This is a genomic window from Mesorhizobium sp. M7A.F.Ca.CA.004.12.1.1 (assembly GCF_003997835.1).
GTDB lineage: Bacteria > Pseudomonadota > Alphaproteobacteria > Rhizobiales > Rhizobiaceae > Mesorhizobium.
Window position 1 is genome coordinate 1 of sequence record NZ_RZRK01000073.1, and the last position, 12,838, is coordinate 12,838.

10 protein-coding genes are annotated in these 12,838 nt (G+C 63.9%); 6 read left to right on the forward strand and 4 right to left on the reverse strand.

Annotated features, from left to right (window positions below; all coding sequences use genetic code 11):
- Nucleotides 1-269 precede the first annotated feature (269 nt).
- From EN984_RS06165 to EN984_RS06175, 3 genes are all read right to left on the reverse strand, one after another.
- Nucleotides 270-1,175 (reverse strand): hypothetical protein, encoded by a 906-nt coding sequence (locus tag EN984_RS06165; protein ID WP_245456861.1) that lies wholly within the window; start codon nt 1,173-1,175, stop codon nt 270-272.
- A 294-nt stretch (nt 1,176-1,469) separates the two neighbouring features.
- The gene (locus tag EN984_RS06170) at nt 1,470-2,045 is read right to left on the reverse strand and encodes a DUF1349 domain-containing protein (protein ID WP_127266938.1); all 576 of its coding nucleotides are present in this window, start codon (nt 2,043-2,045) and stop codon (nt 1,470-1,472) included.
- Nucleotides 2,046-2,137: 92 nt separating this feature from the next.
- A complete protein-coding gene (locus EN984_RS06175) occupies nt 2,138-3,577 on the reverse strand; it encodes an aldehyde dehydrogenase family protein (protein WP_127266939.1) in 1,440 nt (479 codons plus the stop codon).
- Nucleotides 3,578-3,846: 269 nt separating this feature from the next.
- On the opposite strand from EN984_RS06175, the gene EN984_RS06180 reads away from it, so the two are divergent.
- The 6 genes from EN984_RS06180 (at nt 3,847) to EN984_RS06205 (ending at nt 12,153) form a co-directional block, all read left to right on the forward strand.
- Complete coding sequence (locus tag EN984_RS06180) at nt 3,847-4,506, forward strand: TetR/AcrR family transcriptional regulator (RefSeq protein ID WP_164748900.1); 660 nt, start codon at nt 3,847-3,849, stop codon at nt 4,504-4,506.
- A gap of 212 nt (nt 4,507-4,718) precedes the next feature.
- A complete protein-coding gene (locus tag EN984_RS06185; RefSeq protein ID WP_127266941.1) occupies nt 4,719-7,130 on the forward strand; it encodes an FAD-dependent oxidoreductase in 2,412 nt (803 codons plus the stop codon).
- Nucleotides 7,131-7,212: 82 nt separating this feature from the next.
- Nucleotides 7,213-8,466, forward strand: coding sequence for a sarcosine oxidase subunit beta (locus EN984_RS06190; RefSeq protein WP_127266942.1), 1,254 nt, complete (start codon nt 7,213-7,215; stop codon nt 8,464-8,466).
- 9 nt (nt 8,467-8,475) lie between these two features.
- Complete coding sequence (locus EN984_RS06195; RefSeq protein WP_127272032.1) at nt 8,476-8,742, forward strand: sarcosine oxidase subunit delta; 267 nt, start codon at nt 8,476-8,478, stop codon at nt 8,740-8,742.
- Complete coding sequence (locus tag EN984_RS06200) at nt 8,739-11,621, forward strand: sarcosine oxidase subunit alpha family protein (protein WP_127272030.1); 2,883 nt, start codon at nt 8,739-8,741, stop codon at nt 11,619-11,621. Before EN984_RS06195 ends, EN984_RS06200 begins: the two co-directional genes overlap by 4 nt.
- Complete coding sequence (locus EN984_RS06205; RefSeq protein ID WP_127271658.1) at nt 11,614-12,153, forward strand: hypothetical protein; 540 nt, start codon at nt 11,614-11,616, stop codon at nt 12,151-12,153. Before EN984_RS06200 ends, EN984_RS06205 begins: the two co-directional genes overlap by 8 nt.
- A 20-nt stretch (nt 12,154-12,173) precedes the next feature.
- Here EN984_RS06205 and EN984_RS06210 read toward each other — a convergent pair whose 3' ends face one another.
- On the reverse strand, nt 12,174-12,659 hold the full coding sequence (locus EN984_RS06210) for a hypothetical protein (RefSeq protein WP_127271656.1): 486 nt from the start codon (nt 12,657-12,659) through the stop codon (nt 12,174-12,176).
- Between the last annotated feature and the right edge of the window lie 179 nt (nt 12,660-12,838).

Genomic DNA, 12,838 nt, shown 5'->3' on the forward strand with positions numbered 1-12,838 from the left:
GTCGGATACCGATGAAGGACTTGCCGAGACGGCTGTCGGACTTTGCCTGGACGCGGACCGCAGGGCACGGCAGCGCATCCGCGCGCATCAAGCGGTTTGGGCAAGGTTCGGCCCAGAAGCCATCCGCAATGCCGTCCGCGGCGGGCTGGGGCTGGACGAGGCTGGCACATGATCCCTCCCTCCACCAGATATGGAGGAGCGACGTCGCTCCACATCGCTTGCAGGAGCTCCGCTTCGCACCGCGTCCAACCGGAATTTCGTGGCCTGCCCTATCGGGATGCGTGCTGAAGCTCTTGCCGAATGGGGCCGAGATAGGTTTGCGGATGCAAGCGTCGCCAAACATGGTCCCGGTCGGTCAGATGCGCGACCTGCTCTATCCAGCGTCTCGGCGCATCGGGGTCCCTCACCTCATGCCAGTCGTCGACGATAATGACAGGCAGGCCCTGGTAGAGCGGGTCGAGCGGCGAGGTCCTGGTGACGACGATGCAGCCGAGATAAAACAGCTCCCATGTCCTATGGCAGTCCAGGCCGTTGCCTTCGGTGGACAGCACGAGCGGGTATTGCGAGTACAGTTGCCAGATCGAGCGCTGCGAGACGCGTTTCGTCAGGAAATCGACGTGCGGACATCCGCCCAGGGCATCAAGCAGTTCCCGGCGCTGCCTCGAGCCATTGCTGATGCTGAAATCCGAGAACAGCCTGGGCGGACGGCGGTCCACATGATCCTGCCGGGCGCGTATGATTTCCAGTTGCTTCACAAGCCCTGCCGGCGTGGCAAGAGACCTAGGCGTGTGAAGATCGAGCCCGATCGGGAAAGGCTTCACCCTGGGGTGAGTGCCATCACAATTCTGGCTGTACCAGGAGACCAGGAAAGGGTTGGCGAGAAGCTGGTCGACGGTGTCCTTCGCCAAATCCGACGGCACCGAAGCATCCCCATCGGTCGTCAGCAGCGTGAATGGTGCCGTAATCGTCGGCAGCACGATCCTGACAAACGTGTCGAGGTCGCAGGTTTGCGCATCCCTGGACAAGGTGCTCAGGCGCAGCCAGACGATGCCATGCGCGCCGCTGTAATGTTGGCGGAAAAATGCCTCGCTCTGCGTAGATGCAGTTGGCGCGTTGCGATACCAGCGCGGCCCGGCGAAATCGCAGAAATGCCCGATGCCCTGCGACCACAGCACGGGCGGAACGCCAAGAAACCTTAGCGCCCTGGAGTAGACGGCTCTTTTGACAGCCCTTCGAAACCTGCCCATCGGCAACTCCTAGCGCGGATGCCAATAGCGTTGCAACGTCCTGCCTTGCACCGCCTTGAGCCGAACCAGGGGCCAAAAATTTCGAACCGTCTGGCGGCATCGCAACTGGCTGACGATCTCGCCGGCTGCAGTGCCGCGGCCAACCCCCCGGCTCGGCCGGAGGCACACGGCGGATTGTGGCAAAGGTCGAAGTGCTTGCGGTTCAGCGCAAGACCGCACGTCTCAATCGTGCAATTCCCGCGATATCGGCGGACCGAGGGAGAAATCCGAGAACGTTACCTCAAAGCCTTCGCGTTGCGGCGAACAGCACATCATGCCGATGTCGACCGTCTTCGAGGTCGGGAAATAGGCAAGCCGCACAGGCTTCCAGTGGCTGTCGGAAGCGTCGAGGTACTGGACGCGGATCGCCTCGGCGTGACGGGTCAACCGGATCCTGACGCCGTTCGGATCGGCATGAATGGCGACCAGCGACCAGTCTGACGTGTCGTTGGTGACGACGACGGAGAAATAGGCAAGGCCGTCGGTGTACTCGATACCGGCCTTGATCCAGTGCGTTTCGCTGAGCCGGACCATCAGCCCGGCCTGATCATAGAGGACCTCGTAGTCGCCCTTGACCGTGACTTCGGCGCTGAAATCGCCCTCGACAGGCCGGTGCAGGAAGTGGCCGTTGTCGCGCCAGAAACCGTAGAAGGTCTCGCGCCAGAAATCGGTCTCCTTGCCGGTGCGCACACGAACGCTATCGCCCTCGATGGCGTGGTGCGGCGGCGGGTTAAGCCATGTCAGATCTTGCGCTGTCATCCTTTCGCGCCGCTCCAATCCAGATGTGCATGGCGGTGTTGCCGGCATGGTCGGCAGTGACCGATCAGTCAGGCTGATCAGTCGACGGCCGATCAGCCTGCGAACGTATAGGCCGTCTTCACCGTGGTGTAGAACTCCGCCGCATAGTGGCCCTGCTCGCGCGGCCCATAGCTCGAGCCCTTGCGGCCGCCGAAGGGAACATGGAAATCGACACCCGCCGTCGGCAGGTTGACCATCACCATTCCGGCCTCCGAATTGCGCTTGAAGTGCGTGGCATGCTTGAGGCTCGAGGTGCAGATGCCGGAGGTCAAGCCGAAGGGCGTGTCGTTGGCGACGGAAAGCGCCTCGTCATAGTCCTTGACGCGAATGACGCTGGCGACAGGTCCGAAAATCTCCTCGCGCGAACTGCGCATGGCATTGGTGGCCTCGGTGAGCAATGCCGGCTGCAGATAGAAGCCTGGCGTCTTGCGGTCGAGCCGCTCGCCGCCGAAGGCGAGCGTGGCACCTTCCCTGACGCCGATGGCGATATAGTCCTCGTCCTGCTTCAGCTGCGTCGCGTCGACGACAGGACCGATCTGGGTCTGCGCGTCGAGCGCATCGCCGATGACCAGTTTGCTCATGCGGTCCTTGAGGGCATCGACGAAACGGTCGTGAATGCCGTCAGCCACAATCAGCCTGGATGACGCAGTGCAGCGCTGGCCGGTCGAGAAGAAGGCGCCATTGAGCGCGCAATCGACGGCGATCGCAAGATCGGCATCGTCGAGCACGACCAGAGGGTTCTTGCCGCCCATTTCAAGCTGGAACTTGCGCATGTGTTCGATGCTTGCCGCGGCAACGCGCTTGCCGGTACCGACCGAGCCGGTGAAGCTGATGGCGTTGACGTCGGGACTGTCGAGCATCGCCTGGCCGACGACCGAGCCCTTGCCCATGACCAGATTGAGCACGCCCTTTGGCAGGCCGGCGCGATGCAGGATATCGACGATGGTCCAGGCGCTCTCGGGAACCAGCTCCGCCGGCTTGAAGACGACAGTGTTGCCGTGGGTTAACGCCGGGGCGATCTTCCAGGCCGGAATGGCGATCGGAAAATTCCACGGCGTGATGATGCCGACCACGCCGACCGCCTCGCGCGTCATCTCGACGCCGACGCCCGGTCGCACGCTCGGCACGACCTCTCCGGTCAAACGCAACGTTTCGCCGGCAAAGAAATCGAATATCTGGGCGGCGCGAATGGTCTCGCCGATGCCTTCGGCCAGCGTCTTGCCTTCCTCACGCGCGAGATTGCGGCCAATCTCGTCCTTGCGCGCCAGAATCTCGTCGGAGGCCTTTTTCAGCACCGCGTGACGCGCCAGCGGACCGGAACGGGACCAAGCCGGGAACGCTGCCTTGGCCGCGGCGATCGCCTGCTTGGCCTGTTCGACACCCGCCGAGGCATAATCGCCGACGATGTCACCGGTATCCGAGGGGTTGATGTTGCGCGAACCGGCCTCGCCGACCCATTCGCCATCGATGAGGTTCTTTCGAAACAGCGTCATATCGTGTGTTCCTGCTTGTTGGCCGCGCGGGCATCTGTCTGAACTGGTATTTGCCAGACAATTGCCTCGCGGGAAAGCAAACAGTGAACCAGCAGCCGCGACAAAAATCCCCCCGCTTGCGCCGCGCGGATGGCGGGTGACGACATTGCCTCATCGAGCTTCGATGCGGCCAACATCCATGGTGCGTCGTCCGGCTTGGGCCGATTTCCTCTATACACTTCTGTCCATAGCCTTGATTTGCCTGAGGCAGCATGTCATGCGTCGTGCCGATGGCAGCTCTCGAAACGACGATTCAGCGCGCCGGCGCCACCGGCAACATCAAGGCCACTCGCGAAGACTGGCTGAAACTTGCGCTCGAAACATTGATCTCTGACGGTGTCGAACGCGTCCGCGTGCTGACACTTGGACAGAAGCTCGATGTGTCGCGCTCCAGCTTCTACTGGTATTTCAAGAGCCGGCAGGATCTGCTCGACCAGCTGCTGGATTACTGGCGGCAGACCAACACCAAATTCATCGTCGAACGCGCCAGGCGGCCATCCGCCACCGTCATTCGCGGGGTGATGAGCATTTTCGAATGCTGGGTGGACGAAAGGCTGTTCGATCCACAGCTGGATTTCGCGATCAGGGCCTGGGCCCGCCGCTCGCCCGCCATCCGGCGCGCCCTCGACGAGGCCGACGAGGAGCGTGTCAACGCCATCCGCGACATGTTCATGCGCCACGGCTATGAGGAAGAAGACGCGTTCGTGCGAGCCCGCGTGCTGTACTTCATGCAGATCGGCTATTACTCGCTTGAGCTCAACGAGCCGATGAGCAGCCGCCTGCCTCACGTCGCCGGCTATCTGCGCAGCTTCACCGGCCAGGAGCCTCCGGCGGAGGATGTCGAAGACTTCTCGCGCTATGTCGAGAAGACGCTTTCGCGCAACCGATAAGTAAGGCCCGCTCGGCCGCCGCGGCCTGACGATTTCGCTTAGCGCATCCCAATAGCAAGCACGTTTGCTGCCGACAGCAGCAGAGGAGCCCTTCTGCTGCATCGGCGCAGAGCGGAGTCATGGGCCGCTCATTCCATCGCCTTTCCAAGCTCTAGACACATATGTACAATACCGATAGGGTTCGCCCCACTGAATGGGTGGAGTGCGACAGGATGAAATCCCAATACAGGGCGATCGTCATCGGCGGCGGCGTGGTTGGAGCCTCGGTGCTCTATCACTTGGCGAAGTTCGGCTGGAACGACGTCGCGCTGATCGAACGCGAGGTACTGACAGCGGGATCGAGCTGGCATGCGGCCGGCGGGTTCCATGCGCTGAACGCCGATCCCAACATCGCCGCCCTGCAGGCCTACACGATCGACCTGCTCTCCGAAGTCGAGAAGGAATCGGGCCAGAGCATCGGCATGCACATGACCGGCGGCATCTCGGTCGCCTCGGCGCCGGAGCGCTGGGAATGGCTCAAGGCCTCCTACCGCATCTTCCAGACCATGGGCATCGACGATGTCCACCTGGTCGGTGTCGATGAGATCAAGCAGCGCTGCCCGATCCTCAACACCGACGGCATGCTGGGAGGCCTCTATGCCGCGCGCGAGGGCCATATCGATCCCTCGGGCGTCGTGCACGCCTATGCCAAGGCAGCCAGGCTGCGCGGCGCCGACATCATCGAGCACAACCGGGTGCTGGATCTCAACCGCCGCGCCGATGGCGGTTGGGACGTGGTCACCGAGAAGGGCACGGTGATTGCCGAGCACGTCGTCAATGCCGGCGGACTGTGGGCCAAGCAGGTCGGCAGGATGGCCGGCATCGACCTGCCGGTATCGCCAATGGAGCACCATTATCTCGTCACCGAGGCATTGCCCGAAATCCAGGCGCTGGACAAGGAATTGCCGCTGATCGTCGATCTCGAAGGTTTCACCTACATGCGCCAGGAGCAGAAGGGTCTATTGCTCGGCATATACGAGATCAACCACAAGCACTGGAACATGGATGGGGCGCCGTGGGACTACGGCATCGAATTGATCCAGGAAGACACCGACCGCATAGCCGACGAACTGGCGCTCGGCTTCAGCCGTTACCCCTGCCTGGAGACAGCCGGCATCAAACGCTGGGTGAACGGGGCCTTCACCTTCTCGCCGGATGGCAATCCGCTGGTCGGCCCGGTGCGCGGCGTGCCCAATTACTGGGTGGCGTGCGGCGTCATGGCCGGTTTCCTGCAAGGCGGCGGCGTCGGCAAGTCGCTGGCCGAATGGATGATCCATGGCGAGCCGGAAGCCGATGTCTACGGCATGGACATCGCCCGCTATGGCGACTTCGCCTCCAACCGCGAATACATCAGGCAGACCACCGGGCAGTTCTATTCGCGCCGCTTTGTCATGAGCTATCCCAACGAGCAGTTGCCGGCGGGACGGCCCTTGAAGACGGCCGGGGCGCATGACGCGATGGAGGCCGCGGGCGCGCGCTGGGGCAATTCATGGGGCATGGAAGTGCCGCTCTATTTCGCGCCGCAAGGCTTCGTCGAGACACCGACGCTGAAGCGCTCCAACGCCTTCGACATTGTCGCACAGGAATGCCGCAAAGTGCGCGAAGGTGTCGGCCTGCTCGATATATCAGCCTTCTCGCGCTACGAGATCATCGGGCCGCAGGCCGAAGCCTGGCTCGACCGGCTGCTCGCCTGTGCGCTGCCCAGGCCGGGTCGCGCAAAACTCGCGCCGATGCTGGGTGAAAACGGCAAGCTCAAGGGCGACCTCACCGTCTTCAATTGGGGTGATGGCTCCTGGTGGATCATGGGATCCTACTATCTGCGCCAGTGGCATATGCGCTGGTTCGAGCAACATATGAGCGATGGCGTCACCGTTCGCGACATTTCGGACGCCGTCGTTGGTTTCTCGCTCGCCGGTCCCAATGCGCGAATGCTACTTGAGCGCCTCACACATCAGGACGTTTCGCACCAGGCGTTCGGCTTTCTCGCCTGCAGGACGTTCGATGTCGGACTGGTGCGGGCGAAGGTCGGACGACTGTCGGTCATCGGCGAACTCGGCTACGAGATTCATTGCCGGGCCAATGAGCACATGGGCCTGCGCCGCGCGCTACTTGCCGCAGGCAGCGATCTGGGAGTCACCGAATACGGCTTCAGCGCGGTCAATTCGCTGCGGCTCGAAAAGAGCTTTGGCATCTGGTCGCGCGAATTCACGCAGGACTATACGCCTGATGAGACCGGCATGGACCGCTGGGTCGCCTTCGACAAGGGCGATTTCATCGGCCGCGAGGCGGCCCTGAAAGAGCAGAAGGCTCCATCGAGGCGCACGCTGGTGACGCTCGAAATCGACGCGGCGGATGCCGATGCCAGCGGCTACGAGCCGGTCTGGAACAGAGGCAGGCTGGCCGGCTTCGTCACCTCCGGCGGCTATGGCCATACGGTCGGCAAGAGCCTCGCCATGGCGCTGGTCGAGCGCGAAGCGGCCGATATCGATACGCCGTTGACAACCCACATCGTCGGCGTCGAAAGAGATGCGCGCGTCATCGCTTCGTCGCCATATGATCCACTGGGCAAGGCGATGCGGGCATGACCGATCGAACCGATGACGTCGGTGCGAAAGACCATTCGATGATCCACATTTCTTTCCGAACATCAGGCCTGTCCGGCACGTCATGACCACACGCTATTCCGCCCTGTCGCTGTTCAAGGAGGGCCTGGCTGGCCAGACCGGCTGGCAACCGGCCTGGCGATCGCCCGAGCCGAAGCCGTCCTACGACGCCATCGTCATCGGCGGCGGCGGCCATGGGCTGGCGACGGCCTATTACCTGGCAAAGAATCACAATATCACCAGGGTGGCCGTGCTGGAAAAAGGCTGGATCGGCGGCGGCAACACAGGGCGCAACACCACTGTGGTACGCTCCAACTACTATTATCCCGAAAGTGTCGAACTCTACGGGCTGGCGCACCAGCTCTATGAGGGATTGTCGAAAGACCTGAACTACAACGTCATGCTGTCGCAGCGCGGCATGGTCAATCTGTGCCACTCGACTGCCGAGATGGAGATCGGGGCGCGCACCGTCAACGCCATGCAGATCAACGGCATCGATGCCGAGCTGTTTTCACCTGACGATGTGCGCCGGGTGGCGCCGATCTATAATTTCTCAGCCGATGCGCGCTTCCCGGTGTTCGGCGGCATCTGGCAAGGCAGGGCCGGTACGGCGCGCCATGACGCCGTCGCCTGGGGCTACGCGCGGGCGGCGAGCCGGCTCGGCGTCGATATCATCCAGAACTGCGAGATCACCGATTTCATCGTCGAGGGCGGCCGCTGCCGCGGCGTCCAGACTTCGCGGGGCGCGATCCGTGCCGAGCGTATCGGAATGGCGGTGGCCGGGCATTCCTCGGTGCTGGCGGCCAAGGCCGGCTTCCGGCTTCCGATCAATTCCTATGCGCTGCAAGCCTGCGTGTCCGAACCGGTCAAGCCGATCCTCGACACGGTGGTGCTGTCGCCCGGCTGCGGCGTCTATGTCAGCCAGTCGGACAAGGGCGAGATCGTCATCGGCGGCGGCCTCGACCGCATTCCTTCCTATGCGCAGCGCGGCAATTTGCCGACGCTGGAGGCGGTGATTGCCGGCGTGCTGGAGATGTTCCCGATCTTTGGCCAGCTCAAGCTGATGCGGCAATGGGCAGGTATCGTCGACGTGGTGCCGGATTCCTCGCCGATCATCGGCCCCTCGCCGCTGCCCGGCCTGTTCCTCAATTGCGGCTGGGGCACGGGCGGCTTCAAGGCCATTCCCGCCGGCGGCACGCTGCTGGCGCAATTGCTAGCGTCAGGCAAACACAACGACATCAGCCGCCCCTTCGATCTCGATCGCTTCGCCACCGGCCGGCTGATCGACGAAGCGGCCGGCTCCGGCATCGCGCATTAGAGGTTTGCCATGCAGCTCTTTCCTTGCCCATTCTGCGGCCCGCGCGACGAAACCGAATTCCACTATGGCGGCGATGCCGGCAATGTCAGGCCGGATGGCATCGACGTGCCGACCGATCGCTGGGCTGGCTACCTCTATCTGCGCGGCAACCCGAAAGGCACGGCGCGCGAGATCTGGGTCCACATGATTTGCGGCGAGTTCTTCGTCATGGAGCGGGACACCGTCACCCACAAGGTGCTGTCTTCGGCCGCTCTCGACGGGGAGCATGCCGCGTGACCGCCTCACGTCTTGCCACCGGCGGCAGCGCCATCGACCGCTCGCGCCCGATCCGCTTCAGCTTCGACGGAACCATCGTGCAGGGCTTTGCCGGCGACACCATCGCCTCGGCGCTGCTGGCGGGTGACGTCGCGGTCGTCGGCCGCAGCTTCAAATACCACCGGCCGCGCGGCATATGGGGCGCCGGCGTCGAGGAGCCCAACGCGCTGGTCGATATCGGCGGCTTGTGGGCGACGCCCAACACGCGCGCCACGACCGAGCCGGCGCGCGACGGACTGGTGGCGAAAAGCGTCAATGCCACGCCCAGCGCACTGGCCGACCGCCACGCCTTCCTGGACCGTTTTGCGCGCTTCATCCCGGCCGCGTTCTACTACAAGACCTTCATGTGGCCGGACTGGCACAGGTTCGAGCCGCGCATCCGCGCCATGGCGGGGCTGGGCACGGTCGATGCCGACTGGACCTCGCCCGGCATGGCCGACCAGATCAACCATCATTGCGATGTGCTGGTTGTAGGCGCGGGACCGGCCGGGCTGGCAGCGGCAAGGCTGGCGTCTGGTGCTGGCCTGACTGTCACATTGATAGACGACCAGCAGAGCCCCGGCGGATCGCTTGGCCATCGTGCCGCGGAGATCGACGGCAAGCCGGCGGCCGTATGGGTCAAGGAGACGATTGCCGAGCTTGTCGCTGGCGGTCACCTCATCCTGCCTTCGACCACCGCCTTCGGCATCTACGACCACAATCTGGTCGGTCTGAATCAGCGCCATTTCGACGGCCGGCCGGATACGCTGTGGCGGGTCAGGCCGCGCCAGATCGTGCTGGCGACCGGCGCCATCGAGCGGCCGCTGCCTTTCGCCAACAACGATCTGCCGGGCATCATGTCGGCGGATGCGGCGTTCGCCTATCTCCGGCGCCACGCTGTGCTGGTCGGCCGCCGCATCGTCGTCGCCACCAACAATGACAGCGCCTATGAGGTGGCGGGGGCGCTTGCCGAGGCCGGCGCCGAAGTCAGGCTTGTCGACATCCGGCGCAACGGCACGCCTGCCGCGCCGGCCAATGCCCGGTTGATCAAAGGGCGTTCTCTCGCATCCGCCAGCGGCAAGCTGCGCGTCGACGGCGTGACGCTCGACGACGGCACGAGGTTCGATGCCGATTGCGTCCTGGTCTCCGGCGGGTGGACGCCGACCATCCATCTCTTCGGCCAGGCCAAGGGCAAGCTCGCCTGGAGCGATGCGCGCGCCGCCTTCCTGCCAAGCGATCCGGTCGACGGCATCGCCGTGATCGGCGCCGCAGCCGGCGCGGTCTCCTTGTCGGAGGTGTTTGCTGGCGCCGGCCCCGCCTTTGCACCCCTCGGCCAGACGAAGGCTCCCCTACCGCGCAGCACCGGACCGGAGGCGACGGGAGGCATTCTCCCGGCATGGCCGATTCCGGGCTCGAAAGGCCGTATCTGGATCGATTACCAGAACGACGTGACGGTGAAGGACGTCGAACTGGCAGCGCGCGAAAACTTCGTCTCGGTCGAACATCTGAAGCGCTACACCACGCTCGGCATGGCAACCGACCAGGGCAAGACCTCCAACCTGCCCGGCCTGGCGCTGATGGCCGGTATCACCGGGCGTACGGTGCCGGAGGTCGGCACCACCACCTATCGTCCGCCATTCACCCCGGTGCCGCTGGCAAGCTTTGCCGGCGCGCGCGGCGGCGAGTTGATGGCGCCGGTGCGCCGGCTGCCGCTCGAAAACGTCCATCGCGCCAATGGCGCTGTCTTCCAGGAATATGGCGGCTGGCTGCGCCCTGCCCATTATGGCGGCAGCGCTGACGCGGAGCGTTCGATCGCGGACGAAGCACGGCGCGCGCGCCAGTCGGTCGCGCTGTTCGACGGTTCGACACTCGGCAAGATCGAGGTGATCGGGCCGCAGGCGGCCGCATTCGTGGATTTTCTGTACTACAACACCATGTCGACGCTGAAGCCGGGCCGCTGCCGCTACGGCTTCATGCTGTCGGAGAACGGCGTGGTCTTTGATGACGGCGTTCTGGTGCGGCTGGGCGAGCATCGCTTTGTCGTCTCGTGCTCGTCCTCGCATGTCGCTGCCGTTCACGCCCGGCTGGAGGAATGGCGACAGGACCGCTTCGGACGCGGCGCGATCTATATTCACAACGCCACATCGGACATGGCAACGTTGACAGTTTCAGGACCGAACGCCCGAAAACTGCTCGAAGCGCTGGATCTCGGTCTCTCGCTCGGCGACGCCGATCTTCCGCATATGGCCATCGGTCATGGCACCTACGCCGGCAACGAAGTCCGCATTGCCCGCGTCAGCTTCACCGGCGACAGGAGCTACGAGATTTCGATCCGGGCCGATCGCGCCGAGCCGTTATGGGCGCATCTGCGCAAGGCGGGCCAGGCGTTCGACGCCGTCGTCATCGGCCTGGAGGCGCTGATGATCCTGCGCGCCGAGAAAGGCTTTATCGTCATTGGCAAGGACACTGACGGCACCACCCTGCCGCACGATCTCGGCGTCGACGGCCCGCGCGTCAAGCGCCAGACCGAGTTCGTCGGCCGCCGCTCGCTGTTCACCGAAGAGGCCTCGCGTGACAACCGCATGCAGCTTGTCGGATTGGCGGTGCCGCAAGGCGAAGCGCCGCTGCCGACCGGAGCGCATGGCATCAAACGGAGCGACGGCAGATTGCGCAGCCAAGGCTTTGTCACCTCGAGCTACCACAGCCCGACGCTCGGCCGCCCGGTTGCGCTTGGCCTGATCGAGCGCGGTGCGACGCGGCATGGCGAGACGATAGACATCCAGCATCTCGGCAAGATCAGCAAGGCGACGATTACCGCCCCTTGCGCCTTCGACCCGGCAGGAGACCGGCTGCATGCGTGATCTCGCGGAAAAATGGTCCATTACTCCGGACTGGCAGAGCGCAGTCATCGCCACGCCGGATCTTGCGATACGAGCCGTCCTCGACCTCAACCAGTTGATGGTCAGCGGCGACCTCGACGCGTGGACACGGGCTTCCAGCATCGGCGGGACTGGCGTGGGTGCCTTTGGTATCGCACAGGGCGACCGCTACGCGGCGCGGCTGGCGCGCGACCGGTTGCTCGTCGTATCGAAGAGCCCGCTCGCCATCGCCACGGGCTGGCATGCAGACGGGTTCGCGGTGACGGCGATCAGCGCTGGGTTGCAAATATTCGAGGCCGAGGGCATGGCGCTCGACGCTTTCATCGCGCGTGGAACGACGCTCGATCCCGCGAAGCCAAGTGCCAGTGCAGCACTTTCCTTCGCCGGCATCAGCGCCGTCGTCTATCGTCTTGACGGCAAGCTGCGCATCCATGTCGACCGCGGTCTTGCCACTTATCTCTGGACATGGATGGAAACGGCCGCCAGCAACATCGCGACCGGATCAACCGACTAGCCGACGGCAGTGCGATCCGGTCAGAGCGTGAACGACCCGAACAGGCAGGCCAGCGTTGCGGCGGCAAAGACCACGAAGAACAGGCTGCGCAGCAGCACGTTGCGGCGCAGCTCGTTCATGACGAAGTGACAACCGACGACCGCCGCGGCAAACAGGAACCGCCAGTTCAGCAGCGCCCACACGGCGCTGCCCTGCCCAAACGCCCATCTGGCGACCAGACAGCCGACGATGGTCGCAAACAGCGCGATCACGGTCCAGAAAAGGGCGTCGGCGGCATGGGTCAGGACGATGCCGGCCGCCCTGATCGGCAGGATCATCATCAGCATCGCGCTGAAGAAATAGACAGCGGCAATCGGGATGAACACGCCGGCGTCGGCAATGCCGTCAAGGCGCCTGACGCCGATCGCGCCATAGGGATAGCCGTGCCTGGCCACAGCCAGGCTCAACGCCATGAGCAAGGCGGTCAGCACGGCGACCAGTGCGAAGGATGTGAGGGCTTTGCTCATGACGTTCCTGTCCCAGACGAATCAGACAGGAACGTTTTTAGCGGGCGGTCGTAAATTGCGGGTAAGCGAGGGCGCTGCCCTCGCCTGTTTCGATCGCAATCTGGTGACAAAGCCTATTCGGCGGCGATCCTGCCGGCCGAGCGGTTGGCCAGCACGAAGCCGACCTCGTCAACCGCCTG